This is a genomic window from Streptomyces sp. NPDC043854, assembly GCF_056436005.1.
This window is the reverse complement of the sequence record NZ_JBWKDK010000010.1, coordinates 1-25,428: the sequence shown is the minus strand read 5'-3', so window position 1 is coordinate 25,428 and position 25,428 is coordinate 1. Positions and strand designations below refer to the sequence as shown.

The window sequence follows — 25,428 nt, the reverse complement described above, 5'->3', positions numbered from 1 at the left end:
GGCTACGGCTGCGTCCCCCGTACGAGCTCCAGGGCGCGGGCGAGCTCCGGGGCGTGGGCGGCGAACGGGCCGAGGTCGGTGGCCCGGGCGAACGCCGGGTCGTGCCGGTGGTCCGCGAGGCGGGCCAGGGCGCGGCTGCCGTAGTACGCGGACGGGGCGGACGGCGGCCGGGACGGCGCGGCGGCGGACGGGGACAGGGAGGGGGACGGGAGGGAGCCGGCGGCGACGGCGGGCAGCGTCTGCTCGAACAGGGTCTGGCAGGCGCGGATGCCGCGCAGCATCACCTGGTGGAAGCGGTCCTCGGGCCCGACGGGGAAGCGGTGCTCGGCGAGGACCGGGCCGGTGTCGATGCCGGCGTCGACCTCGTGGACAGTGGCCCCGTACTCGGTGTCGCCGTGCAGCAGGGCGAAGGCGATGGCAGCGGACGGCAGTCCGCGGTGCTGCGGCAGCAGCCCGTTGTGCACGTTGACGATCCGCAGCCCGAGGGAGAGCAGCGGAGCGCGGAAAATCTGCCGGTTGTTGACGGACCAGACGACGCCGTCGGTGCATGCGGCGGCGAGGACGGCGGCGTGCGCGTTGACGTCCGGGGCGGGGACCAGGTGCGGGGTGGCCGGGCCGGCGGCCGCGGCGTCGAGCGGGTCGGCGGAGCAGACCAGGTCGACGCGGTGGCCTCGGGCGGCAGCGTGGGCGACGGCCCGGCGCAGCAGGGCGCCGTCTCCGACGAAGATCATGCGGGGGTCTCCTCGCGAACGGCGGTGAGGCGGGCGCAGACCTGCCCGAGCGTCAGGTCGCGGACCAGGCAGGCGAGGTCCTCGGTGAAGCGGCGGGCCTGGTCGGGGGTGAGCAGATCGGCGCTGACCGCGCTGAGCATCTCGACGAGGGCGAGGGAATCGCCGCCCAGCGCCTGGAAGTCGGAGTCGGGGGTCAGGCCGGAGGCGTCCACGCCGAGGATCGCCGCCCAGTGCTCGGCGACGCGGGCCCGGAGGCCGTCGGGGTCCTCGGCGGCCGGGGTGTCCGGGGTGTTCGAGGTATTCGGGGTGCCCTGGGTGTCGGGTGTGTCCGGGTCCGGGGCACCCGGCTGCGGGGTGCGGGCGAAGGGGTCGGGGAGGGCGTCGAAGTCGGTCTTGCCGCTGATCGTGGTGGGCAGGGCGGCCACGGCGACGACGTGCGCCGGGACCAGGTGCCGGGGCAGGTTCCGGGCCAACTCCGCGCGCAGCGCGGCGGCCGCCCCGGCTCCCGCCTCCGCGGGGTCCCCCGCCGGGCTGGACTCCCCCGCCGGGCTGGACTCCCCCGCCTGCGCGGTCGCCCGGCCGGCCGCGGTCGACACCGGGGCCGGGGGTGCGGGCGGTTCCGGGGCGGCGGGGCTGTCCGGTGTGCGGGCCAGGACCACGTACGCGCACAAGGCCGCCGACCGGGCGCCGGGGCGGCGGCGGGCCGTCACCGCGGCGCGGGCGACGGCCGGGTGCGCCTCGAGGGCGGCGGTGACCTCGGCCGGCTCGATCCGGTACCCGGAAATCTTCAACTGGCCGTCGGCCCGCCCCGCGAACGCGATCGCACCGCCGGGGAGCCGGCGGCCGAGGTCGCCCGTACGGTACGAGCGCACGCCGTCGGGCCCGGTCGAGAACGGGGACGGAAGGCCGCCGGCCTGGACGGAACGCGCCCCTGCGGCGCCGGCTCCCGCCGCGGCGGCACCTCCTGCGCCCGAAACGCCGTCCGCCGCGGCGGCGGACGCACGCCCGGAGGAACCGGCGGCAGCCGCGGTGTCGGCCGGGGCGGCAGCCGTACGGACCTTCCCGTCGTCGGCGGCGGGCAGGTAGCCGCGGGCGACCTGGGGGCCGCGTACGACGATCTCGCCCACCCGGCCGGTGTCCGCCGGGCCGGTGCCGATGACCTCGCCGTCCTCCGCGACCAGGTCGACGTGGGCACCGGGGCCGGGGGTGCCGAGCGGCAGGGACGGGCCCGGCTCGATGCCGTCGACGGTGTGGGCGAGGCAGGCGACGGTGGCCTCGGTGGGCCCGTAGCCGTTGATCACCCGGCAGTCGGACCCGAAGGCGGCGTACGCGGAGCGGACAGAGGCCGGGGTGAGCTCCTCCCCGCCGAGCAGCAGGGTGCGGAGCCTGCCGCCGCCGTCGCCGTCCAGGAGGGCGAGGTGGGACGGCGTCAGGGCGAGGGTGTCGGCGCGGTGTTCGCCGACGAGGGCCCGGAGGGCGGCGGGGGACGGCGCGTCGGGGGCGAGTACGGCCGTACCGCCGGCGAGGAGCGGCAGGAAGAGCGGGAAGCAGGAGATGTCGAAGGCGTAGGAGGCGGCGAACCCGAAGCGGGTGCCGGCGTCGACCCGGCACATGCCGGTCATCCAGTGGACGAAGGCGACGAGCCCGCGGTGTTCGATCAGCACACCCTTGGGACGGCCCGTCGAACCGGAGGTGTGCATGACGTACGCCAGGTCCCCGACGGCCGGCCCGGGAGGCAGGGCCGAGGCCGGCGCCTCCGGTACCTCCTCGACGCGGAGCAGGCTCCCGGGGACGAAGCCGGCGAGGTCCGCGGCAAGGTGGCGCCGGGTCAGGGTCAGGCGTACGCCGGCGGACTCCAGCACGTCGCGGATCCGCGCGCCGGGATGGCCCGGGTCCAGCGGGACGTAGGCGGCCCCGGCCTTGAGGATTCCCCACAGCGCGCAGACCCCGTCCGGGCTGCGGTCGACGACCAGGCCCACGAGGTCCCCGCGGACGGCCCCGCGCCGCAGCAGCTCGGCGGCGACGGCGTCGGAACGCCGATCCAGTTCGGCGTAGGTGACGGGGCCGGCGGGCCCGTCGAGCGCGACGGCGGCGGGCGTACGGGCGGCCTGGGCGCGGAAGAGGTCCACGACGGTGGCGGAGGGGGCCGCGGCCCCCGCACCGCCCCGGGCGGTATCCGCTCCCGCGGCCGCGGCCGGAGCGGGCGCGGGGGCCGGTTCCGCCGGACTCGGCATGGCCGCGGATCGGGATCCAGGAGTCCCCGTGGCGGGCCGTACGCCTGCGTCAGTCAGCTCCGAGGCGGATGCCGGAACGAAAGCCGGTGCCTCCGAGACGGGTTCGGGCACGGCAGCAGACGCCGCCGGACCGGATACGGCCGGGGCAGGCGCCGCCCCGGATGCGGAGGCCGCCGGACCGGATACGGCCCGTGCGGGCGGGGAGTCGGGGGCTGCGGGGCGGTTCGGGTCCGTGGCGGGGGCGTCGGCGGTGGCGGTGGCGGTGGCGAGGACCGTGTCCAGGAAGGCCGACGCGTGCTGTCGGAGGGCCGGGTGGCTGGCGCGTACGCCGAGGGCTATCTCGGTCGCGGCAGCGGTCTCGGCCACGGCGAACGACAGCGGAACCAGCGGTGCGTGCACGGGAAGTGCGTACGCGGTGGCGGCGGTGAAGCCGCCGCCGGACAGCTCCGCCAGGTCCAGCAGGCCGACGTGGGAGACCACGGCCGAGGCAAGGTGGCGGTCGGCGCGTACGGAGACGGCCTGGGCGGCGCGCAGCAGCGCGGCGACGGCGGCCGAGGGCAGCCGGGCGGGGAGGCCCGCCTCGAAACCGGCGGCGAGTTCGGCGCCGTCGGCGAGGCCGGCCAGCAGCCGGGAGTGGGCCGCGGCCCAGTCCCGGCCGGGACGCAGGTCCAGGAACAGCGGCAGGGTGAGGTTGCCGGTCGCCGCCTTGAGGTGCGGGCGGTGGCGGCGCAGGTCCACGGGGACCATGACGCGGGTGTCGCGCCGTGCCGTGTCGGCGACGGCCTGGGCGAGCCGCGCGGTCAGCGCGGGGTGCCGGCCGGGCAGGGTGCGGCGCAGCCACAGGGTGCGGGCCGGGGTTCCGGGCGTGCCGGGGCCGAGCGGTGAGGGCCGGCCGGGCAGCGGGGCCGGACGGCGGCGTCGTCGGTCGGCGGTCAGGGAGCGCAGCAGGCCGTGGTCGGTGGCCGGGTCGGCGGCGGGCCGGGCGGGCTCGCCGCGCAGGGCGCGGAAGACCTCCCGTACCCAGGTCAGGGCGCCGTGACCGTCCATCAGGGCGTGCGAGGCGCTGAAGACGAGGGTGGTGGGCGCGCCGTCCTGGCCGGGTACGGCGAGCACCTCGCAGCCGGGCGGGTCGGCCGGGCCGGCTCGGCCGGTGAGCAGCTCGGCGCCGGCGGGGGCGGAGGCGTCGAAGGGCGCGGGGGCCGGGGCGGCGTACCGGACCTGCGGCGGCGGGGCGTCGGCCACCCACAGCGGGCCGCGGCGCACCAGGCGGGAGCCGGGGCAGGCCTCGGCGGCCCGGTCCACGGCGGCCTGGAGCTGTCGGCGGCCGGGCAGCCCGACGCCCTCGACGACGATCCGCAGGGCCATCGCCCCGCGGGCCTGACCGGCGGCGAGGTAGAGGCGCTCGGTGGGCGACACCGGGCGCCGGTAGGAGGCGGCCGAGGGGGTCCGGGCGGCCGGGGCGGTGGTGGATGTGGCGGGTGTGGTCGGGTGCGTGGTCATCGCGGGATGTCCCCTCGGGCGGCCGATCCGGCCGGGTCTGTGGTGCGGGGCAGTGGGTCAGCGGCGGCCGCCCGGGAAGAAGCCGACCCGGCCGCGGCCGACCCGACGCCGGCCGGCCCAGCGGTGGCCGCCCGGGAAGGAGCCGACCCGGCGGCGGGCGACACGGCCGCGGGCTGCGTGGTGGGGCGGGGTGGGTTGGTCCAGGCTGGGAGGCCGCCCTGGGCGGTGACCCAGTGGGTCAGGGCGTGGAGGCCTTCGGCGCGCGTGCGGGGGGCTTCGTAGCCGAGGTCGCGACGGGCGGCGGCGGTGTCGTACGTCGTCGAGCGCGTCAGCAGGGCCATCATGTAGCGGCTCAGCGGCGGGCTGATCGTGCCCGCGTCGGGCCGCAGCCGCCACAGGGACTCCACCGCGGCAGCGAGGGCGCGGCCCACCGGGAGGGGGATGCGCGGGCCCGGCGGGGCGCAGCCGAGCAGGCCGGCGACCTCCGCGAGGAACGGCCACAGGTCCGTGACCTCGCGGTCCGCGATGAAGTACGCGCGGCCGCCGATGCGTTCGGCGGGGGCGGTGACGGCGGCCCGCAGGCAGGCGTCGACCGCATTGTCGACGTGGCACAGCGACACCAGGACGCGCTTCCCGCCCGACAGGTCGGGCAGCCGCCCGGCGTGCATGGCGCCGACCAGCCTCGGCAGGAACCCGGCGTGGTCGCGCGGCCCCCAGATGCCCCGCGGGCGCAGCGCGCACGTCGTGAACTCCGGTGCGTTGGCGGCCAGTACGTGCTGTTCGGCGATGGCCTTCGTCGCGCAGTAGTGGTTGAACCAGCGCGTGGGGTACGGGGTGCTCTCGTCGATGCCGAGCCGGTCGCCCTCGCGTACGCGCATCAGCGCGCTCGGGCTCGACACGAACACGAACCGCCGGGCGCCGGCCGCCCGGGCCGCCGCCATCAGCCGGAGCGTTCCGGTGACGTTGGCGGCCGCGAACTGCTCCCGGCTGCCGTGGTCGACGACGCGGGCCGCGCTGTGCACGACGGCCTCGCAGCCCTCGGCCGCGCGTTCCAGGGTGGCGGGCTGCGTCAGGTCGCCGGTGACGAATTCGACGCCGGGCAGGGTGCGCAGCCGGGCCGTGTCGCTGCCGGGCCGTACGAGGGCCCGTACGCGGTGGCCGGAGTCGATGCAGGCGTCGACCAGGTGGCCACCGAGGAAACCGGTGGCCCCGGTGATCAGGATGCGGGTGGTCAAAGCTTCCGCCACCAGGTCGCGCCGTAGAGGAGGGTCAGTCCGGCCGCGGCGGGCCGGCCGATGCCGGCGGCGCGGGCGCGCGGCAGGGCGAGCGGGATCTGGGCGGCGTGCCCGGCGATGCTCAGCGCCGCGTCCGTCCACCACAGGATGCGGGGGAGGCGGGCCGCGGGGACCCCGGCGGTCGCGGCCCACACGGCCCCGCCCAGGAGGTACGCCCAGCCGGCGAGCGGGACGAGCTGTGCGGCGCGGTCCCGGGAGAGCAGGGGGGTGGGCGGGGCGAGCCGGCGCTCGGCCCAGCGGGCGAGCTCCTCGCGGCCGATCTTGGCGTTGTGCCGGATGTCCACCGGGAAGCCGGGGTGGCGGAGGAACTCCACCAGCTCCAGGCCCGTGGTCGGCGCGTGCGCGCAGGCGAGAGAGCGGAGTTCGGCGACCAGGCGGTGCCAGGTCTCGGTGTCGAGGTCCCCCTCGGTCTCCACGCAGACGACCGGGCGTTGCCCCACACGAACGTCTCCGCCTCCGCCTCCGCCGTTCCTGCCGCGGCCCCAGCCGCTGTCCGCGGCAGGGCCGGTGCCGGTGCCGGTGCCAGTTGCGGTCGTGGTGGTGTCCGTGATGCCCACGAGGGCGGTGCGGCGCACCAGGGGGTGGGCGTTGAAGACGCCCTCGCAGCGCACGGTGTGCAGGTCGCGGTGCTCGGCGCGGACCCGCTGGGCGGCGCGGCCGCAGAACCACAGCCGGCCCTCCTCGTCGAGGTAGCCGAGGTCTCCGGTGCGGTGCCAGGTGCGTGGCGGGGTGCCGCCCCCGCCCCCCGTCACCGCCGTGTCGGGATCGTCGGCCGCGGTGGCGTCGAGGACCTTGTGCAGGCGGTCGGCGTCCGGCGAGCGGTGGTAGCGCGGGCTGACGGAGTCGCCGTGGACCGCGATCTCCCCGACCCGCCCGGCCGGCAGGCGCGCCCCGGACCCGAGGCGGGGCAGCGGGCCGTCGGTGACGGGCAGGATCGCGACCCTGGTGCCGGGCACGGGCCGGCCGACGCAGGTTCCGGCGCCCTCGGCGGCCCGCGCGGCGGTACCGGCCCGCACCGCGGTCGGCGCGGCGGTCGGCGGCGCGGTCGGCGCGGGCGTACCGGCGGCTGCCGTGTCCCCGAGGAGTTCCGTGGCCTCGATCGACGTGATCGGGAGCACCTCCGTCGCCCCGTACGTGACGTGGATGCGCGCGTCGGCGTCCAGTACGCGGCGCAGTGCGGCCACGGTCGTGTCCGGGACGGGGGCGCCGCCGCCGACGACGCAGCGCAGGGCGGGCAGCGGGTGGCGGCCCGGCACGGCGGCCGTGAGGTGGTCGGCGAGGGTGCGCAGCAGGGCGGGCGAGGCGAACATCGTGGTCACGGCGAACCGTTCCAGCGCGTCGACCACGAGCGCGGGGTCGGCCTGCGCCACGCGGGCGGGTGCCAGCGGGGCGAGGACGAGGGTGGAGCCGTAGACGAGGTCGAGGACCCCGTAGAACGGCAGGGTGACCAGCGAGGTGTCCTCGCCGGTGCGGCCGTGGACGGCCTCGATCTGGCGGGCGATGGACAAGGCCATCCGGTGGGTGTACTCGACTCCCTTGGCGGGGCCGGTGCTTCCGGTGGTGAAGCCGATCATCAGCAGGTCGTCGCGGCCGGCCGCCACCGGTGCGGTGCCGCCGCGGCGCGTGCTGTCGGCCCCGAGCGCGCGCACCGCGGTCAGGGTGCGGGCGCTGCCGAGCCGGTGCCGGCCCAGGGTGACGGGCACCCGTATCCCGGCGAAGGTGCGGCGGCCCAGCAGCCGTACGAGGTGGGCGAGCGGCGGCCCGATGAACGCCTCGGCGCCCACGGTCCGGTAGCAGTGCAGCATCCGGCGCACCCCCATGCCCGGGTCGACGACGACGGGCACGGCGCCGATCCGGAACAAGGCGAAGACGAGCGCGAACAGCTCGGGGCCGGGCGGGGCCATCAGGACGGTCTTGGTGCCCTTGGTGATCCCGGCCCGGGTGAAGCCGGCGGCCAACTGCTCGACGGCGTGCTGGAGTTCGCCGTAGGTGAGCGTGCCGTACGCCGGGGGTCGGGCGGGGCCGGCGGGGCGTGCGCCCGGGAGCCGGCGGGGGCCGACGGAATGGATGACGGGGTGGATGACGGCCGGCTTGTCGGGGTGGGCGCGGGCGTTGCGCTCCAGGAGCCCGGCCAGGCTCTGCGCGTCGAGGTCGCCCGGGCCCGAACCGGAGCCCGAGCCGGAGCCGGAGCCGGAGGAGGCGTCGGCGGTGGGGCGGTAGGACGCGGGCGGCCGGGTGGCTGCTGAGGTCATGCCGGTCACCACCCCTGCGGCTGGTAGGAGGCGCAGGCCGCGCTCGGTCCGGCGCCCGCGGTCACGAACAGGATCCCGTCGTAATCGGCGGGCGGGACGCCGCCCTCCAGGGCGCGCAGGTAGCCGAGGATCGGGGCGGCGGTGTGCGGCTCCCCCGCGGCGCCCGGCGGGAGATCGGAGTCCAGCGGCACCCGGGGGCCGATGAGCAGGGTCCGGGTGAGGTCGAGGTCGAACTCCCGCGCGTACGAGGCCACCGCGGCGGCGGCGAGTTCGCCGGTCCGCGTGGCGTGCCCGGGCGAGCGGCGGACCGTGATGCGGGAGCGGCCGCTGGTGCCCATGGTGTCGAGGTCGAGGTAGCCCTCGATGTCGGTGGGCCGGTCGGCGCCGTAGTGGCGTACGGGCCCGAAGCCGGTGCCGGGGTCGGCGGCGCGCTCCAGCAGGAGGGCGCCGGCCAGGTCGGCGTACGGGTAGTCGGGGTCGCGGGAGGCGTCCCCGCCGGGGTGCACGTCGGCAGCGGTGATGAGCAGCCGTTCGGTGGTGCCGGTCGCCAGCAGGGCCTGGGCGGCCTGGACGGCGCTGAGCACGCCGCAGGCCCCGTTCATCAGGTCGAAGGAGAAGCCGGCGGCCGGCTGGGGGTCGGCGAGGTAGTCGAGGTTGATGCCGACTTCCTTCTGGACCAGGGCGGACAGGGCCGGCTCGAAGGTGTTGTGCTCGCGGTAGACGCCGACGTTGACGAGGACTCCGACCCCGGACGGGGAGACGCGGGCGCTGTCCAGGCAGCTGCGGGCCGCGCGGCTGGCGAGGTCGACGGCGGAGGCCGGGGTGGCCGGGGTGGCCGGGGTGGCCGGGTCGGTGTGGGCCGCGGTGGCGGCGGCGGTGATGACGATGCCCATGGCGGCTCACACCCCGGCGTTCGTGATGGTGGCGGACAGGGCTCCGGTGACGACGCCGGAGGCGGCGGGCACCATCAGGTACCGGGCTCCGGCTCCGCTGCGGGCGTGGTCGGGCATGGCCCGTCCGTTGCTCCGCAGGTGCTCGCGCAGGGTGAGGAAGTGGGAGGTGGTGGCGGTGTTGCCGAACCGCTCGACCACCTGGAGGGAGGCCGGCATGGGGGTGCCGAACTCGGCCTCGGCGGTCTGGTTGGCGTAGTCGATGAACCGCGTGCCGACCTGGTGGTGAATGACGTAGTCGAATTCCTCGTCGGCGAAACGGCGGCCGTTCTTGGCGAGGAAATCCTCATGGAATCTCGGCCACAGTTTGAGCCGGTCGCGGTCGTGCATCTTCTTGTCGTCGGTGTAGAGGCCGATTCCCTGGCTGCGGTCGCTCGGCATGCCCATGCACAGGTGGGAGTATTCCGAGCAGGTCATGAGCTCGATGTAGTGGATGCGGTCGGCGGGGTCGGTCGATTCGTCGAGGATGACCGCGGCCGCCGAGTCGCCGACCGAGAGGGAGGCGAACTGCGGGTCGTAGGAGTCGGTGAGCTCGCGGGCCGCGGTGCGGGCGACACGGGTGGCCTGCTCGCCGCTGACGACCATGCCGCTGCGCACCGCGCCGGAGCGGATCATGCGGTCGAGGAGCCAGACCCCGGTCATCATGCCGGCGCAGGCGTTGGACACGTCAAAGCTGATGATGCCGGGACGGGCGCCCAGCTCGCCGGCCAGCATGCCGGCGAAGGACGGCTCGAAGTGGAAGCGGCCGCCGTCCTTGACCCGGGTGATCGAGGCGCTGATGACGACGTCGAGGTCGGCGGCGCGATGGCGGGAGGCGGCCAGGCAGTCGCGGGCGGCGGCCAGGGCCATCGCGAAGCAGTCCTCCCCGGCGGCCGGGTCGGGGTCGTGGACGCGGCGCTCGGCGATCCCGGTGATCCGTTCGACGTCCGCGTCGCCGAGGCCCGGGGCTTCAGCGCGGAGTTCGTCGTTGGTCTGCGATCCCGCGGGAAGAAAGGCGCCGAGGGCCTCTATTCGGCTGCGGCGCTCGGTGGTACGCATATTCGCCCTCCATGGCGATCCGCCGGTGCCCGCATGCGGGCACCGGTCGGGAAATGGCAGAGGGGTTTAAACAACACTGTCGGTGACAGCGAAGTTACCGTAGCGTACGGATTTTCCGAGCCGGGGCCGGAGGCGGCCGGAACGGCAGCGTCCGATCGAATATCAGCCAATCCCCCGCAGGGCCGGTTCTCGTCGGTCGGCCGGGCTTTCGGGCCGGTGCGCGGGGCCGGCGCGCCGGTCTCCGTCAGCGGGACGGGGATCGCCCCGGCCCGTCCGCGCCACGGCGGGAGCGACGGCGCGGCGGGCCGGCGGCGAAAAGATGTCCGGAATCACCCGGTCCGCCTTGACTGGGCCCTGACATCTACAAGGTGATGGCGCCTGCAAGGTCCTTGACACCCGCAAGGGGCTTGACACATCCGCCAGGCTCCGGCACCCGCAAAGGCGCGCAGCGGCGGACTCAGCCGATGACGGCCGCCTCGGTGACGAGCCCCGTGATTTCCGGCAGGTGCTCGGTGAGGACGAAGTGGTCGCCGCGGAAGCCCCGGACTTCGCAGGGTCCCGTGGTGTGCTTTTTCCGGTGTTCCTGATCGGCATCGCCCGCTTCAGGCTGGCCTCGGGGGTGGTCGCGGCAGCGCCCTGGCCCGAGCTGCTCGCGGCGGGCCGGGTCGCCCAGGGCGCCATGGTTGCCCTGATCCTGCCCCAGGGCATGGCCGTGATCAGGCGGCCGTTCCGGCCCGAGGAGTGGGAAATCGCCTCCGTGGTCACCGGACTTGCGATCAGCGCGGGCAGTATCGGAGGCCCTGTGGTGGGCGGCCCGCTCACCGACCTCGACCTGTTCGGGACCGGCTGGCGCGCGGTCTTCTGGATCAACGTGCCGATCGGCGCCGGCATCGCGGAGGTGTGCGCCCGTGCCGGCTGCGACGTCCGCGTCCTCGTCACCACGGACCGCTCCCGGGACGCCGCGCGGGCACGGCTGGAGCGCTCCCTGGACGCCGCCGCGGCCAAGGGGAGACTCGGTGAGGACGAGCGGGCCGCCGTGCTGTCCCGGGTCTCCTTCGGCACGGAGCTGGGAGAACTCGCCGATCGGCAGCTGGTCTTCGAGTCCGTCACCGAGGACGAGGGGACCAAGGTCGAGCTGCTGCAGCAGCTCGACGGCATCCTCCCGGACGGCCACCGCGGCTGGCTGATCACCAGCCACCCGGAAGTGCGGTCGCTGCTGGCCGACCCCGAGTTCAGCGCCCGCCGGGAGCTGCACCACCACGCCCCCTACGACCACCCCTTCGGGACGGAGCCGATCCAGCCCGCCGAGCCCGGCTTCGTCATCGGCACGGACGCCCCCGAGCACAGCCGCTACCGGCGTCTGGTGGCCGGCCAGTCCACCAAGCGGCGGATCGGCCTGCTGGCGCCGCGCATCGAGGAGATCGCCGAGGCCTGCCTCGACGCTGCCCGCCCCCGGTACGGGCCTCACCCCGCCGCGCCCTCGCCCGTCTCCCCCGCCAGCAGCAGCTTCTTCTGCGGCTTGCCCATGGCATTGCGCGGCAGCGACGCGACGAACCGCACCTCGCGCGGCCGCTTGTGCACCGACAGGTGCGCGGCCACGAAGTCCGTCAGCTCGGCCCCCGTCACCCCCTCGGCGACGACGAACGCGACGATCCGCTGCCCCAGGTCCGTGTCCGGGACGCCCACCACCGCCGCCTCGCGCACCCGCGGATGGTCCAGCAGCGCGTTCTCGATCTCCCCCGCGCCGACCCGGTAGCCCCCCGACTTGATCATGTCGATGGAGGCCCGGCCCACGATCCGGTGCACCCCGTCCGCCTCGTCGATGGCCGCGATGTCGCCGGTACGGAACCAGCCGTCCTCCGTGTACGCCGCCGCGGTGGCCTCCGGACGCCCCAGGTACCCCTGGAACAGCGTCGGCCCGGTCAGCTGGAGTTCGCCGATCTCCGCGCCCGGCTCGGCCGCGATACGGGTGCGGATGCCCGGCAGCGGCGTGCCGACCGTGCCGGGCCGCACCTCGCCGCCGGCCCGCCCGCTCACCGTGATCAGCGTCTCCGTCATCCCGTAGCGCTCCACGGGCCGCAGCCCGGTCAGCCGCTCCAGCTCCCGGAAGACCGGCGCGGGCAGGGCCGCGCTGCCCGACACCAGCAGCCGCGCCCCGGACAGGGCGCCCGCCGCCTTCGGTGCGGCCGCGATCCGGGACCACACCGTCGGCACCCCGAAGTACAGGCTGCCGCCCGCGGCCGCGTACGCCTCGGGCGTCGGCCGACCGGTGTGCACGAGGCGGCTGCCGGTGCTCAGGGCCCCGAGCACGCCGAGCACCAGCCCGTGCACGTGGAACAGCGGCAGCCCGTGCACGAGGGTGTCGTCCGCGCTCCACTGCCAGGCCTCGGCGAGGGCGTCCAGGTCGGCGGCGATCGCCTCGCCGGTCAGGACGACGCCCTTGGGCGCGCCCGTGGTCCCGGAGGTGTACAGCACGAGCGCCGGATCCCCGGGCGCGCCGCCGGATCCCGCGGGCGCCGCCGAGCCCGCCGGCCCCGCCGAGCCCGGCAATCCCGCAGAGCCCGACGACCGCCGCGCGAAGTCCACGTCGACGAGGACCGCCCCGGAGTCCCGCAGGATGTGCTCCCGCTCCGCGGGCCCCGCATCCGGCGGCAGCGGTACGAACGGCACCCCCGCCAGCAGCCCGCCGACCACCGCGGCCACCGTCTCCAGCGATGCCGTGGCGGTCACCGCGAACGCCGGCGTCCCGGCCACGTCGGCGGCCACCGCCCGGGCCGCGCCGAGCAGTTCCTCGTACGAGGCGGTCCGCCCCGCGACGGCGATCGCGTCCTTGCGGTCCCCGTACACCCCGTCCAGCGCGGTCAGCACGCCCAGCCTCCTGCGATCACGTCACGTCACCTTCACCCAGCGGTCCGGTTGCCCAGGCTAAGCCGCCCGGGGGTGGCCGCGTGCGGCCCCGGGCCATAAGTTGATCACCACCGGGGCCGGGACGGTGCCCCCGGAAAAAATTCTCCGAGAAATCCGCCACCGGATGTCGAGGCCCCGCGGCCCGCTCCGACCGAAGGGTGAGAGCGCGCCGCAGGGGCGCGCACGACGGGAGGACACCCGGACATGAAGTACGTCGCGATGATCTACGGCAACCAGGCCAAGTGGGACTCCTTCCCCGCCGAGGCCTGGCCCGAGGCGATCGCCCGGCAGGACGCGTTCAACCGGAAGTACCGCGAGAGCGGCCACTTGATCGGTGCGTACGGCCTCGCGGACGCGGCCGCCGCCCGGCTCGTACGCCGCGAGAACGGCGCCCCGGCGGTCACCGACGGCCCGTACCTGGAGACGAAGGAGTACGTGGCCAGCTTCTACCTGCTCGACTGCGAGAGCCTGGAGGAGGCCCAGCGGATAGCCGCGGACATGCCGTTCGCCGATGTGGAGCCGGTGGAGCTGTGGCCGGTGCTGCACGAGGCCGCGGCGGACCTGTGACCGGCGGCCTGCCCGATCTGCCCCGCGCGACCGGGGACCTGCCCCCCGTGACGGGGGACCTCCCGCGCGCGACCGGCGACCTGCCCCGCGCGATCGAGGGCCTGCTGCGCGAGCTGGCGCCGCAGGTCCTCGGGGCCCTCGTACGCCGCCACGGCCGCGCTGCCTTCGACGCCTGCGAGGACGCCGTGCAGGAGGCGCTGCTCGCCGCGGCGACCCGCTGGCCGGACACCGGGCTGCCGGACAGCCCGCGCGGCTGGCTGGTCACGGTCGCCTCCCGCCGCCTCGTCGACGAGGTGCGCAGCGAGGCGGCCCGCCGGCGCCGCGAGGACGCGCTCGCCCTGGCCACCCCGCAGGCGGCCCTGCTCGCGCCCGCCGCCGACGCCGATCCCGCCCCGGACCGGGACGACTCGCTGGCCCTGCTCTTCCTGTGCTGCCACCGGGACCTGTCGCCCGCGAGCCGCATCGCCCTGACGCTGCGCGCGGTGGGCGGCCTGACCACCGCGCAGATCGCGGCGGCGTTCCTGGTGCCCGAGGCGACGATGGCGCAGCGCATCAGCCGGGCCAAGCAGACGGTCAAGGCGTCCGCGGCCGCGTCAGCGGCCGCGGCCGCCTTCGCCCTGCCGCAGGGCGCGGAGCGCGCCGAGCGGCTCGCCGAGGTACGGCACGTGCTGTACCTGGTCTTCAACGAGGGCTACACGGCGACCGGCGGCCCCGATCTGACGGCGCCGGAGCTGTCCGCGGAGGCGATCCGGCTGACCCGGATGCTGCACCGCCTGCTGCCCGGCGACGCCGAGACGGCCGGCCTGCTCGCCCTGATGCTGCTCACCGACGCCCGCCGCCCGGCCCGCACCGGCCCGCACGGGGAGCTGGTGCCGCTCTCCGAGCAGGACCGCGGCCAGTGGGACCGCGCGCTGACCGCCGAGGGCCTGGACCTCGTCGCCCGTACCCTGCCGCACGGCGAGCCGGGCCCGTACCAGGTGCAGGCGGCCATCGCCGCCGTGCACGCCGAGGCCGAGGACGCCGACGCGACCGACTGGCCCCAGATCCTCGCCCTGTACGAGCTGCTGGAGCGGTTCGGCCCGAACCCGATGGTCACCCTCAACCGGGCGGTCGCCGTCGGCGCCGTCCACGGCCCGGCGGCCGGGCTCGATCTGGTGGCGCGGCTGGAGCAGGACAAGCGCATGGCCGGCCACCACCGGCTGCTCGCGACCCGCGGCCACCTGCTGGAACTGCTGGGCGAGCACACGGCCGCCGCGGACGCCTTCCGCGCGGCGGCCCGCCGCACCGCCGCCGCGCCCGAGCGACGCCACCTCACGGAACGCGCGCGGCGCGCGGAAAACGCGATCGGAGGCCCGGGGTGACGTGAAACGATCGGCTGTCACCGGCCGCCGACGATTCGACCACCACCAGGGGGAAGCGAACGTGGAATCCGCAAGAGTCGCCTCACTCATCGCCGCGACCGTCACGACGGGCCTGATGGCGGGCCTGTTCTTCGCCTTCGACATCTCGGTGATGCCCGCCCTGAAACGCTTCGACGACCGGACCCTGATCCAGGTCATGCAGCGCATCAACACGGCCATCATCAACGGACTGTTCCTGCTCGTGTTCCTCGGCGCCCTGCTGTTCACCGCGCTCGCCCTGACCCTGCACGTCGCCGTCGGCGACGGGTGGTCCGGGGCGGGCGTCCCGCTGACGGCCGCCCTCGTCGCGTACCTCCTCGCCCTCGGCGTCACCGGCCGCGTCAACATCCCGCTGAACAACGCCCTGGAGCAGGCCGGCCCGGTGGACCGGATCGCCGACCCGGCGGCCGTCCGCCGCGCGTTCGAGTCGCGGTGGGTCCCCGCCAACCGCTGGCGCACCCTCCTGTGCACCGTAGCCCTCGCCTGCCTCGCCTGGGCCCTGTCCCAGACCTGACGCGATCGAAGGGCCGACCGGTCTAACCCGACGCCCGCGGACCCGGTCGCCCGTGTCGGTAGGCTGCGATCATGAGCACCTCCGCCCTGCGCCTGGTACCCGTCACCGCCGCCACCTTCGACGCCGTCTGCGCGGTCCGGGTCCGCCCCGACCAGGAGCACCTCGTCTCCCCCGTGGTCAAGTCCCTCGCCGAGGCCTACGTCCACGGCCAGGTCGCCTGGCCCCGCGCCATCGTCGACGGCGACACGGTGGTCGGCTTCGTCATGGCCTTCGTCGACATAGCCTGGGACCCCGAGCGCGATCCTTCCGACATCCGCTCCGGCATCTGGCGCCTGAACATCGACGCCGCCCACCAGGCCAAGGGCTACGGCCGGTTCGCCGTCGAGGCCGTCACGGACGAGCTGCGCCGCCGCGGGGCGTCCCGGGTGTTCGTCACGTGGGAGCCCGGCCCGGGCTCCCCCGAGCCGTTCTACCGGGCCCTCGGCTTCCGACTGACCGGCGAGACCAGCGGAGGCCAGACCGTCGGCGTACGGGACCTCCCGCCGACCCCCTGAACGAAACCTGACCGTCCGCCCGGGCCGCCCGCCTGACCGCGCCTCACGTCACCCGGCAGCAGAGGTCGCGGCGGCCCGGAACTCCTGCGGGCTGACCCCCCGTACCCGCTTGAACGCCGCCGACAGCGCGAACGCCGACCCGTACCCCACCCGCCGGGCCACCGACGCGACCGTGGCGTCCGGCTCGCGCAGCAGATCCGCCGCCAGGACCAGCCGCCACCCCGTCAGGTAGGCCATCGGCGGCTCCCCGACGAGCTCGGTGAACCGCCGGGCCAGCGATGCCCGGGACACCCCGGCCTTCCGCGCGAGCTCCGCCACCGTCCAGCCGTGCGCCGGGTTCTCGTGCAGCAGCCGCACCGCCCGGCCCACCACCGGGTCGCTCTGCGCCCGGTACCAGCCCGGCGCCCCCGACGCCGGGTCGGCGAGCCAGGTGCGCAGCACCCCGATCAGCAGCAGGTCCAGCAGCCGGTCGAGGACGAGAGCCTGGCCCGGCTCGTCGCGGGTGATCTCGGAGGTCAGCAGGCCGATCAGGGTGGTGTCCGCCGCAGCTGCCGGCCGGACCAGGACGGCCGGCAGCGCGTTCAGGAGCCGCCGCCCGACCTCGCTCGGCTCCAGGTAGGTGCCGGTCAGCATGACCGCGGCCCCCTCGTGCGGGACCGGGGTGCCCCAGGTGCGCAGGCCCAGGTCCATGGCGCTGCCGAGGTCCTCGCCGTCGGGCGTGCTGCACTGCTGGTCCGCGTCCACCGTGACCTGCACCGGTGTCCCGGGCGCGTCCGCGATCGTGTACGGCCGTGGTCCCCGTACGACGGCCACGTCTCCGGGACCGATCGGCACCGGCGTGCCCCCGTCGGGGAGCAGCCAGCCCGACCCGCGGACCAGGGTGAGCACCGTGAGCGGGGCCCGGTCCTCGATCCGCACCGCCCACGGCGGGTTGAACACCGATTTGAGCAGGAGCGCCCCGCGGGCCTTCGGCCCTTCGAGGAGTCCCGTCATCATGTCCACGGCCTCATCGTGCCCTGCGCGCGGCCGCAGCGGTCACCCGTCCCATACACCGGTCGATGCCGCGTCCCGCGCGTACGCGGCGAAGTCCCGGGGCTCCCGCCCGAGCACCTCCCGCACGCCGTGCGCGATCTGCGCGTTGCGCCCGTCCCGAAGCATCTCGAACAGCTCCGCGAACTCCTCCGGCACTTCCGCCTGCTCCCGCAGCACCGCACGGTAGGCCTGGTCGGAGACGGGCACGTACGCGATCTCTCGTCCGGTCGCCTTCGACAGCTCGGCCGCGACCTCGGCGAAGCTCATGAGCCGCGGCCCGGTCAGCTCGTACGTCCGGCCGATGTGCCGGTCGTCGGTCAGCGCGGCGACGACCACGTCGGCGATGTCGCCGGCGTCGACGAACGGCTCGACGGCGTCCCCGGTCGGCAGGGCGATGGTGCCGCCGCGCACATCGTCCGCAAAGATTCCCTCGTCGAAGTTCTGGGCGAACCAGCCGGCGCGTACGACGGTCCAGTCGGCCCCGGACTCCTTCAGGCGTTCCTCGGCCCGCTGCGCGCCCTCTTCGCCCCGGCCGGACAGCAGCACCAGCCGCCGGACCCCGGCGGCGACGGCCCCCTTCGCGAAGGCGGCGACCCGTTCCTCCGCGCCGGGGAGCCCGAGGTCGGGGTAGTACGTCACGTAGACCCGGTCGACCCCGTCGAGCGTGGCGGCCCATCCCCCGGGCTCGGTCCAGTCGAAGGCCGGATCCCCGCTGCGCGAGCCGACCCGTACGCCCCGGCCCTGCGCCCTGAGCCTCTCGACCACCCGCCGCCCGGTCTTCCCACGCCCCCCGATCACCAACACATCGCGCACACCCTGCACGTCGTTCTGCATGTTCTTCTCGATGTCGGCCATGCCCCCAGTCAAGCCCGCCGGCCCGAGACGGGCCATGGCCGAGACCCTCACCCGCATACGCGAGCGTCCACCCGGGCCTTCCGGCTCGGTGTTCTGGCATGCCGTCAGCAGCCTCATGGCAGCGCTCGGGCCGCCTCAAGTGTGGTTGGGGTCAAGGAATGTGATCACATGTCGGTATGACCCGCACCAAGAGTCTCTACCTGCTCTGCTCCGCCGCCCCACCCGTCTTCGACGTGGCCCACGTGATCGAGGACGCGCAGTCCCGCGGCTGGGACGTCTGCCTCGGCCTCACCCCCATGGCCGCCCACTGGATCTCCCAAAGCCTCGACGGGCTGGCGGCGCTGACCGGCAACCCGGTGCGCTGGCAGTACAAGCTTCCCGGCGACCCCGACGTCTGGCCGGCCGCGGACGCCCTGCTCTTCGCGCCGGCGACGTTCAACTCGCTCAATGCCTGGGCCCTGGGCCTGACCGACAAGTTCGCCCTGGGCGTCGCCGCCGAGGCCCTCGGCAAGGGCACCCCGGTCGTCACGATGCCCTGCACCAACGCCGCTCTCGCCGCGCACCCGCAGTTCGACCAGTCCCTGGCCACCCTGCGCGGCGCCGGTGTCACGGTCCTGTTCGGCGAGGACGGCTTCGTCCCCGGCCCGCCCGGCGTCGACGCCCCGCCGCACTTCCCCTGGCAGCTGGCGCTGGACACGGTGGACAGCCACCCCCATCCCGCGAACCGGAACCATTAACGGCGTTAACACCCACAGCCCCCGGACCCGCACCGGACGGGACCGGGGCAGGGGATCAGGATCGAGGAGTACGCCCGCAACTGCGGCCACGCCGACTTCCTCCGCGAACGCATCGACGGCAGAGTAGGCAAGTAACAAGCGCAGCACCCCTGGCCGCGCCCGAGTCCCCCGGGCCCCGGGCCCCCGCACCAGGGAACGGGAACCACGCCCACCATTAACGCCGTTAACGCCGTTAACGCCCCGCGACCGACGCGCACTGCGGCCATGCAGCCGTCGAGGATGCCGGTCCGGTACGACTGAAGGCGACCGGGGTGCGGCCGCGCCGGCCCCAGGTGCACCCTTTGGGCGGCATCAGCTGCGCGGGTGAACGGTGAGCAGGATGCCGCCGCCGTCGGCCAACGGGGAGAACACAGCGGCCTTCGGGAGCACAGCTCAAAGCCCCCAGGAAGCAGGTCAGCCCCAGACCGTTAACGGCGTTAACGCCTGCTGGCTCTGCCCAGCCCTCCCGCCCCGCACCCAGCACCACAGCAGAACCGCCTTAAGCACGGGCTGCACCGTTAACGCCGTTAACGGTGCAGCCCGAACCCACCCTGGAGGCAGCCCACCCCGGGCGGGCTCTCCGGCGCGGCCCGGGTAGGGGACAACCCCGCCGCACCCGTACCCGCACCCAGCCGGCCCGCGCGCCCCGGCGCCCACCCGACCACAAACCATTAACGCCGTTAACGCTCAGGCCCCACTCCATCCGCGTCCGTGGGTCTTCGCCGCAAGGCTGAGAGCGGCTCTCAGGTGACCGTTAACGGCGTTAACGCCCAGGCTCCCGTCGCGACGCTCGCTGCCACAACAGCACCGCCCCCGAGCGCCGCCCGGGAAACAGCATTAACGCCGTTAACGCCTTCCGCCTCCGGGCGCCAGCGCCCCCCGCCACGGGCACGCCGCAGCCGAGGTCTGCTGCACAGACCACCAGGACCAAACCCCACACAGCGGGCCGCACCGTTAACGCCGTTAATGCCCACCCCGCCCAGCCCCCTCAACCCACGCACCACCGGCTCCGTAACCCCTGTCGTCACCAAAGCCACCCTCCGGCGCGAGCGAGCCGTACATCGCCAGCGTCAAGAGCGCCCCCAGCCCCAACGGCACCTACAGGCTCGCCTGGCTGACGGCCACGACGGCCCGCCCCCGTCCCCGCAGCAGGCCGGGATCCAGCTCAAGCCCCACGAGGAACATGAAGACCAGCAGCCCCAGGTTCCCCAGCACCCCCAGGTACGGGAGCACTTCCCCCGGCAGCAGCCACTGGCTCCCCTCCGGCCAGAGCCACCCGAGCAGCGACGGCCCGAGCACGATCCCCACCAGAATGAATCTCCCCCACCACGGCCGGCTGCCCGAGCCTGCGCACCACCGCACCACCGCACCGCACGCGAGAACACGGACGGGCACGGCAACGAGCATTGCCTCGAACGGATCACGTATCGCCCCCACCGCACCAGGCTTCCGCCGCACCCCGGCGCCGCAACGAACATCCCCCCACACTTCCAGGGGTCGGCGTTAACGCCGTTAACAGTGACCGGCATAACCAGCGCGACCAGTACCAACGGGGAATCGTGCCACGGGCACCCCATTAACGGCGTTAACGCCAATCCCACCCAGTCCCCCGCCGCACCACTACCCTTGGCCCTGGTGTCAGCCTCACTTCCGGCGGCCCGGTCCGACACGGCAAACACGGTGGAACCTCCCGCTCCCGGGGATCGCGCCCGCGGACCGCATACCGCACTTCGCAGCGACGGGCTCGCGCAAGTGCCACGCCGAACTCGGCCTCCCCGCCCCGGACCTCCGCCCCGGACCTCCGCCCCCGCCGCAACCCCGCCGCACCCCGCAGCAGCACCAGGACGGACGACATGCACCCCAATCCGTTAGCAAAACTCAAGCGTGGCGCCCACATCCACCCCGGAACGTTAGTAAAGTCCCTCTCATGACTTCGCCTTCCTCCCAGAGCGACCGCGAGAAGGTCGTCTCCAAGCTGCCCCCGTGGCTCCGCCAGGAGTTGAAAATCCGCACCGCCCAACTCCGGGTCGACATCCAGGACGCCGTCCACCAGGGCATCGCGCACTGGAGCGCGCTCGCGTCCACCCCCTCCCCCGTCGACACCTCGGGCGCCGAGTCGTTCTCCACCTGGCTGCCCGCCGGCCAGTGGGAGTCCTTCCGCGCCGACGCCAAGGATCGCGGCGTCTCCCTCATCCAGGGTCTGGCCCAAGCCGTCCGCCTCTGGCTGGAGATGAACCCGGCCCCCACCGTCAAGCGGCCCTCCGTCGTACGCCGCATCGTCGTGTGCAACCAGAAGGGCGGCGTCGGCAAGACCGCCGTCACCGCCGGCACCGGCGAAGCGCTGGCCGAGAACCCGGACGCCCTCCACCCCGTCCGCGTGGCCCGCCAACTGGCCCGCCGCTCCTCTCCCGAAGACGCCGCCCCCCTCCACCCGGACACCGGCACCCCGCCCCTGGACCTGGAGGACCTCCCGGGCCTCGGCATGCGCGTCCTGCTGGTCGACTTCGACCCCCAGGGCCACCTCACCAAGCAGCTCGGCCACCACCCCCTCCCCATCGGCGGCGACAGCCTCACCTGCCACATGGCCGGCGAGGCGAAGGGCCAGCTCGCCGATCTGGTCGTCCCCATCGAGCACGACCGCTTCGGCGACCGCCTGCACCTCCTCCCCGCCTGCACGGACGCCTTCCTCCTCGACGTCCGCCTCTCCACGGTGCGTGCCCGCGAGGCCTCCCTCGAACGCGCCCTCGCCCCCCTCGAGTCCGACTACGACGTCATCCTCATCGACTGCCCCCCGAGCCTGGGCCTGAGCATGGACGCCGCGATCTACTACGGCCGGCGCCGTCAGACCGAGCAGCAGGGCGCGTCCGGCGCGCTGATCGTCGTCCAGGCGGAGGACTCCTCGGCCGACGCGTACGACCTCCTCACCTCCCAGATCAACGACCTCCGCGACGACCTCAGCCTCGACATCGACTACCTCGGCCTCGTCGTCAACCTCTACGACGGCCGACGCGGCTTCATCGCGACTTCCTCGCTCCAGGCGTGGATGGACATAAAGGATCCGCGTGTCGTCGCCGTCGTACCCGACCTCAAGGAACAGCGCGAGGCCGTCCGCATGAAGCAGCCCCTCTTCGTCTACGCCCCCAAGGGCGACCAGGCTGTCGCCCTGCGCGCCCTGGCCCGGGAGATCTCATGAGCAGCAAGGCCGACAAACTCGGAGTCTCGGCGTCCTTCGCGCGGGCCCAGCCCGTGAGCGTCAGCTCCCGCCGGACGGCCATCGCGGAGGCCACCGGAGCCCCCACTTCCGGTGTGCTCCCGCCTTCCGAGGTACCCATCGAGGCCCTCGCCCACAACCCGTTCAACCTGCGCGAGGACCTGACCGAGCTCGACGAGCTGGCTCAGTCCCTCGCCTCCCGGGGTCAGCTTCAGCCCCTCGCGGTCGCCACCCGCATGGCCTTCATGGAGGCGCACCCCGGGCAGACGGAGGGCCTGGGCCGCGCCCCCTACGTGGTCATCGACGGCAACCGCCGCCTGGCCGCCGCCCACCTGGCAGGCCTGCGCACCCTGCACATCCACGTGAACGACACCCTCGCCTCTTCGGCCGCGGACATCCTGGAATCGGCGCTCATCGCGAACGTGCACCGCGTCGACGTGGCCCCGATGGACCAGGCCCGTGCCCTCCAGGAGCTCGTGGACGTGCACGGCTCCCAGGCCCAGGTCGCCAAGCGCCTCGGCAAGACCCCGGCCTGGGTCTCCCAGCGGCTGGCCCTGCTGAACCTGACCCCGGCCCTCCAGGAGAAGGTCGACACGGGCGAGCTGAAGGTGGAGCCGGCCCGCCGCATCGGCCGCCTCCCGCAGGAGCAGCAGGAGGCAGCGGCCACGGAGTCCATCAACACCCCCGCGCCGCCCCGCCAGCGCACAACCCCGTCACCGCCGCCGCCGGTGACGGCTCCGGCCCCGGCGACCCCGGCGCCAACGCCGACGCCCACCCGGACCCCCGCCCCAGCTCCGACGCCGACACCCACATTCACGACGCCCACACCCACGGCTCCCGCAGCTGCTCCGCCCGCCACGCCCCGCATCACGATCGCCACGGACTCCCCGGAAACGATCGCGGACGCCCTGACCGCCCACCTCACCCCGGACGACCTCAAGGCGGTGACGGAACTCCTGATCACCCGCATCTGAGTCGGGGGAGGGGCACCACCCACGCCGGGGGCGCTGACGGCATTAACGCCGTTAACGCCCCCACGTACGTTTCACATGGGGGCGTTAACGGCGTTAATGGCGACCCGACGGTCCCAGAGGGACTCAGAGGCGGACTCAGCGGAGCCCACAGGGACCCAAAAGGGACTCAAGAGGGACTCAAGAAGCGCTCAACAGGGCCTCGACAGGGACTCAAGAGAGACCGGAGGGACTGAAGGGACTCAAATCCGCCATTACCTTCAGACGGTTTCCGGCCACCACATCCGGGCAGCCCGACACGGCCCCAGAAGCGGAACAGCAGCCAACCACCGACCGCGCAGGCCGAGGTGGCAAGCAAGGGCCGGGGGAGTGCACAGGGACTGAAAGAGCACACCGGGCAGGGTCCGAACCGGAACCGGAAAGGGTCCCAAGGGACCGAAGGGACCGAATCAGGCAACTGTGGGCGCAGACAGCCCACGCTGTGAACGAGCGGTCTTCTTGCCGACCTGCCTCGGCGCGATCGTGCGCGGGTCGACGGCCTCGCCCGGCGCGCCTTCCTTGTACAGTCCCTCGGGCTCGGCGTCCCGGTCGTGCGGCAGCAGGTAGAAGACCCGCCGCTTCTGCAGGCCGCTGTCGGGGTCCGCCTCCGCGGTGTCGCCGAGCTCGGTGAAGCCGATCATGCGCCCGTCGCGGTGGTAGCGCGGCTTCCCCCGGCGCCGGGGGGTCTTGTCCAGGGCCTGGCGGACGTAATCGAGCTCTTCGGGGTCCTCCAGCCACACCACTTTGTCCTCGTGGGTGAGATCGCTTGCCGTCAGTAGCGAGCTCATGGCCTGGATCCTTCCTCGTTCACGTCGACCCTTCCGGGCCCCTGGTTCCTCCACGCCGCGAGCGGCGCCGGTGCCGATGCCGGTATGCGATGGGGCCCTGTGGACCACCGCCGGCTGGTGGGTCTGTTCATCTTCCTTGTCCATCGTAGGCGTGCCCACCCCGGGGAGGCAGCACACGTCGGCCGATCACGTCGCGTTTGCCCGGTTTGCGTCGCGTGGTGTCTACTCCTCGTCGCCCAGGAGGGCCAGACCGGGGTAGAACTTCTGCCCGTTCGAGCGGAGCATCTCACTGGGTGAGGCGACGCCGACCTCCGCGCGGATGCGGGTGGCGAACGCACGGGTGGTGGCGGGACGCAGGCCCTCGCCGTCGAGGCACCATGCACTGTAGGCCCGGTAGAGAGCTCCCTGCTCCACTTTCAGATCACGGGAATCGGGCAGGTCGGCCCCGGTGGTGCAGCATTCCGCAAGGAACCGTCCGATGTGGTCCTCGGTGGTGGCGTAGGCCTGGGTGGCGGTACGGACCACGCTGGGTCCGGTCAGGGCCGGCTTGGTCGCGAGGTAGGCCCTGGCGCCCTGGATCATCCAGTGGAGGATGCCCGGGCCTTCCTCCTGGACGAGCGCCTCCGCCAGGTTGTCGATCTTGCGGTGGTCGGGGACGACCCGTTCGAAGGGGATCAGCCGGATGCGGCGCCAGAAGGCGTGGCCGCCGGTGCCGACCTCCGGGCGGTGGTTGCCCAGCAGCCACAGCTTGTGCGTGGGTTCGAAGCTGAAGAAGTCCTGCCGCATGCGGCGCGCCTTGAGGCGGTCGCCGCCGGTGAGGAGCTTGACGCGGGCCTCGTCGAACTTGTCGTGCGGCTTGAGCTCGCTGCACACGAACAGGCGGCGGCCGTGGAGCTCCGTCAGCTCGGTGGAGTGTTCGTTGAACTTGCCGCGTTCCATGAGGAAGCCGGGCGGGGCGACGTCCGCGTAGTCGCCGAGGATCTTGATGACGACGTCGAGGAGGGCCGACTTGCCGTTGGCGCCGACGCCGTACAGGAAGGGCAGGACCTGGCCGCCGACGTCACCGGTGATGGAGTAGCCGAGCAGGAGATGAAGAAAGTTGATCATCTCCTTGCCCTTGTCGTCGTCGCCGAAGGTCTGGTGGAGGAAGCCGTGGAACCGGGGCGTCGGCATGGCCTCGGGGGCCAGGTGGGTGGCGCGGGAGTGCAGGTCCCGGGTGGGGTCGGGCTTGTGCAGGTCGCCGGTGCGCAGGTCCACGACCCCCGACGGGGTGCACAGGGCGTACTTGTCGCCGTCGAGGGAGTCCGGGTCCAGGGCGAGCTCGGGCGACGCCTTGGCCTGGGCGAGCATGGCCTTCACGCCCGAGGTGGACATGGCGCGCTTGCGGTGCTGGGCCAGTTCCCGGTCGGTGAAGACGCCGCGCGGGTCGTGGCCGGGCAGTTCCTCCGCCATCTCGCCGGCGGCCCAGATCGCGGCCTTCTCCCCGCCGGTGCGCTTCCACCGGTACTCGTCCCACACGTACCAGCCCAGTCCCTCCACGTGGCGGAACCGGTCGTGGTGGAGGTGCGCGAACAGCTTGGCGTTGCCCCGGTCGGTGAGGTTGCGCAGCAGGCCGACGGAGATGAAGTCGCCCGCAGTGGCGGCCGACGTGGCCGTGGCAGCGGCCGGCGCCGGGGCCGCGCTCTGCTGGGCGGGCAGGCGCCGGCCGCCGCGGCGGCCGCGCTTGGCGCTGCCGGCGGGCGGCGCGTTGCCCGGTGTGTCTCCCAGGGGGTCGGTGTTGGTGGAGGGGTCCATGCCGAACACGGCGAGATGTT

19 protein-coding genes and 2 pseudogenes are annotated in these 25,428 nt (G+C 74.2%); 9 read left to right on the top strand and 12 right to left on the bottom strand.

The genetic code is table 11. From position 1 onward, the window contains the following. Window positions 1-2: 2 nt before the first annotated feature. Genes AC068A_RS12115 through AC068A_RS12090 form a run of 6 tightly spaced genes read right to left on the bottom strand, consistent with a single transcriptional unit; the run spans window position 3 to window position 10,000 of the window. On the bottom strand, window positions 3-731 hold the full coding sequence (locus AC068A_RS12115; protein WP_478583993.1) for a formyltransferase family protein: 729 nt from the start codon (window positions 729-731) through the stop codon (window positions 3-5). Continuing rightward, window positions 728-4,465, bottom strand: coding sequence for an amino acid adenylation domain-containing protein (locus tag AC068A_RS12110; RefSeq protein ID WP_478583991.1), 3,738 nt, complete (start codon window positions 4,463-4,465; stop codon window positions 728-730). Before AC068A_RS12110 ends, AC068A_RS12115 begins: the two co-directional genes overlap by 4 nt. Next, entirely contained in the window at window positions 4,462-5,700 is a 1,239-nt protein-coding gene (locus AC068A_RS12105; protein ID WP_478583989.1) for an NAD-dependent epimerase/dehydratase family protein, read from the bottom strand. The genes AC068A_RS12110 and AC068A_RS12105 overlap by 4 nt, the downstream gene beginning before the upstream one ends. Then, complete coding sequence (locus tag AC068A_RS12100) at window positions 5,697-8,012, bottom strand: AMP-binding protein (protein WP_478583987.1); 2,316 nt, start codon at window positions 8,010-8,012, stop codon at window positions 5,697-5,699. The genes AC068A_RS12105 and AC068A_RS12100 overlap by 4 nt, the downstream gene beginning before the upstream one ends. Before the next feature lie 5 nt (window positions 8,013-8,017). After that, on the bottom strand, window positions 8,018-8,905 hold the full coding sequence (locus AC068A_RS12095; protein WP_478583985.1) for a hypothetical protein: 888 nt from the start codon (window positions 8,903-8,905) through the stop codon (window positions 8,018-8,020). A gap of 6 nt (window positions 8,906-8,911) precedes the next feature. Further along, entirely contained in the window at window positions 8,912-10,000 is a 1,089-nt protein-coding gene (locus AC068A_RS12090) for a 3-oxoacyl-ACP synthase III family protein (RefSeq protein ID WP_478583983.1), read from the bottom strand. A gap of 505 nt (window positions 10,001-10,505) precedes the next feature. Here AC068A_RS12090 and AC068A_RS12085 point away from each other — a divergent pair. Beyond that, window positions 10,506-11,156: pseudogene (locus tag AC068A_RS12085) on the top strand (MFS transporter); the annotation flags it as partial. Between the two features lie 308 nt (window positions 11,157-11,464). On the opposite strand, the gene AC068A_RS12080 reads toward AC068A_RS12085, so the two are convergent. Next, the gene (locus tag AC068A_RS12080; RefSeq protein WP_478583981.1) at window positions 11,465-12,868 is read right to left on the bottom strand and encodes an AMP-binding protein; all 1,404 of its coding nucleotides are present in this window, start codon (window positions 12,866-12,868) and stop codon (window positions 11,465-11,467) included. 243 nt (window positions 12,869-13,111) lie between these two features. Here AC068A_RS12080 and AC068A_RS12075 point away from each other — a divergent pair, with 243 nt between their 5' ends. The 4 genes from AC068A_RS12075 (at window position 13,112) to AC068A_RS12060 (ending at window position 15,942) form a co-directional block, all read left to right on the top strand. Next, a complete protein-coding gene (locus AC068A_RS12075) occupies window positions 13,112-13,474 on the top strand; it encodes a YciI family protein (protein WP_478583979.1) in 363 nt (120 codons plus the stop codon). Between the two features lie 47 nt (window positions 13,475-13,521). Further along, on the top strand, window positions 13,522-14,835 hold the full coding sequence (locus AC068A_RS12070) for an RNA polymerase sigma factor (RefSeq protein WP_478583977.1): 1,314 nt from the start codon (window positions 13,522-13,524) through the stop codon (window positions 14,833-14,835). 61 nt (window positions 14,836-14,896) lie between these two features. After that, window positions 14,897-15,388, top strand: coding sequence for an anthrone oxygenase family protein (locus tag AC068A_RS12065; RefSeq protein WP_478583975.1), 492 nt, complete (start codon window positions 14,897-14,899; stop codon window positions 15,386-15,388). 71 nt (window positions 15,389-15,459) lie between these two features. After that, complete coding sequence (locus tag AC068A_RS12060) at window positions 15,460-15,942, top strand: GNAT family N-acetyltransferase (protein WP_478583973.1); 483 nt, start codon at window positions 15,460-15,462, stop codon at window positions 15,940-15,942. A gap of 48 nt (window positions 15,943-15,990) precedes the next feature. On the opposite strand, the gene AC068A_RS12055 is transcribed toward AC068A_RS12060, so the two are convergent. Together AC068A_RS12055 and AC068A_RS12050 are read right to left on the bottom strand one after the other, a co-directional pair. After that, window positions 15,991-16,944, bottom strand: a complete 954-nt coding sequence (locus tag AC068A_RS12055; RefSeq protein WP_478583972.1) for an AraC family transcriptional regulator — start codon at window positions 16,942-16,944, stop codon at window positions 15,991-15,993. A 33-nt stretch (window positions 16,945-16,977) separates the two neighbouring features. Further along, on the bottom strand, window positions 16,978-17,829 hold the full coding sequence (locus AC068A_RS12050) for an NAD(P)H-binding protein (protein ID WP_478583971.1): 852 nt from the start codon (window positions 17,827-17,829) through the stop codon (window positions 16,978-16,980). 176 nt (window positions 17,830-18,005) lie between these two features. On the opposite strand from AC068A_RS12050, the gene AC068A_RS12045 reads away from it, so the two are divergent. After that, window positions 18,006-18,566, top strand: a complete 561-nt coding sequence (locus AC068A_RS12045) for a flavoprotein (RefSeq protein ID WP_478583969.1) — start codon at window positions 18,006-18,008, stop codon at window positions 18,564-18,566. Between the two features lie 57 nt (window positions 18,567-18,623). After that, window positions 18,624-18,701 (top strand): annotated as a pseudogene (locus AC068A_RS12040) (mycothiol transferase); the annotation flags it as partial. Between the two features lie 1,002 nt (window positions 18,702-19,703). Here the strand turns inward: AC068A_RS12040 and AC068A_RS12035 are convergent. Next, window positions 19,704-19,913, bottom strand: a complete 210-nt coding sequence (locus AC068A_RS12035) for a cation:proton antiporter domain-containing protein (protein WP_478583967.1) — start codon at window positions 19,911-19,913, stop codon at window positions 19,704-19,706. A 619-nt stretch (window positions 19,914-20,532) separates the two neighbouring features. Here AC068A_RS12035 and AC068A_RS12030 point away from each other — a divergent pair. Then, entirely contained in the window at window positions 20,533-21,798 is a 1,266-nt protein-coding gene (locus AC068A_RS12030; protein ID WP_478583966.1) for a ParA family protein, read from the top strand. Next, window positions 21,795-22,790, top strand: coding sequence for a ParB/RepB/Spo0J family partition protein (locus tag AC068A_RS12025; protein WP_478583964.1), 996 nt, complete (start codon window positions 21,795-21,797; stop codon window positions 22,788-22,790). The genes AC068A_RS12030 and AC068A_RS12025 overlap by 4 nt, the downstream gene beginning before the upstream one ends. 446 nt (window positions 22,791-23,236) lie before the next feature. On the opposite strand, the gene AC068A_RS12020 is transcribed toward AC068A_RS12025, so the two are convergent. Both AC068A_RS12020 and AC068A_RS12015 read right to left on the bottom strand, forming a co-directional pair. Next, complete coding sequence (locus tag AC068A_RS12020) at window positions 23,237-23,614, bottom strand: DUF6009 family protein (RefSeq protein ID WP_478583962.1); 378 nt, start codon at window positions 23,612-23,614, stop codon at window positions 23,237-23,239. A 222-nt stretch (window positions 23,615-23,836) separates the two neighbouring features. Continuing rightward, a complete protein-coding gene (locus tag AC068A_RS12015; protein WP_478584220.1) occupies window positions 23,837-25,408 on the bottom strand; it encodes a DNA primase family protein in 1,572 nt (523 codons plus the stop codon). Between the last annotated feature and the right edge of the window lie 20 nt (window positions 25,409-25,428).

Coding starts and splice junctions, on each gene's coding strand:
- AC068A_RS12115 (WP_478583993.1), bottom strand. CDS start 731: ATGATCTTCGTCGGAGACGGCGCCCTGCTGCGCCGGGCCGTCGCCCAC.
- AC068A_RS12110 (WP_478583991.1), bottom strand. CDS start 4,465: ATGACCACGCACCCGACCACACCCGCCACATCCACCACCGCCCCGGCC.
- AC068A_RS12100 (WP_478583987.1), bottom strand. CDS start 8,012: ATGACCTCAGCAGCCACCCGGCCGCCCGCGTCCTACCGCCCCACCGCC.
- AC068A_RS12095 (WP_478583985.1), bottom strand. CDS start 8,905: ATGGGCATCGTCATCACCGCCGCCGCCACCGCGGCCCACACCGACCCG.
- AC068A_RS12090 (WP_478583983.1), bottom strand. CDS start 10,000: ATGCGTACCACCGAGCGCCGCAGCCGAATAGAGGCCCTCGGCGCCTTT.
- AC068A_RS12075 (WP_478583979.1), top strand. CDS start 13,112: ATGAAGTACGTCGCGATGATCTACGGCAACCAGGCCAAGTGGGACTCC.
- AC068A_RS12060 (WP_478583973.1), top strand. CDS start 15,460: ATGAGCACCTCCGCCCTGCGCCTGGTACCCGTCACCGCCGCCACCTTC.
- AC068A_RS12050 (WP_478583971.1), bottom strand. CDS start 17,829: ATGGCCGACATCGAGAAGAACATGCAGAACGACGTGCAGGGTGTGCGC.
- AC068A_RS12045 (WP_478583969.1), top strand. CDS start 18,006: ATGACCCGCACCAAGAGTCTCTACCTGCTCTGCTCCGCCGCCCCACCC.
- AC068A_RS12030 (WP_478583966.1), top strand. CDS start 20,533: ATGACTTCGCCTTCCTCCCAGAGCGACCGCGAGAAGGTCGTCTCCAAG.
- AC068A_RS12025 (WP_478583964.1), top strand. CDS start 21,795: ATGAGCAGCAAGGCCGACAAACTCGGAGTCTCGGCGTCCTTCGCGCGG.
- AC068A_RS12020 (WP_478583962.1), bottom strand. CDS start 23,614: ATGAGCTCGCTACTGACGGCAAGCGATCTCACCCACGAGGACAAAGTG.
- AC068A_RS12015 (WP_478584220.1), bottom strand. CDS start 25,408: ATGGACCCCTCCACCAACACCGACCCCCTGGGAGACACACCGGGCAAC.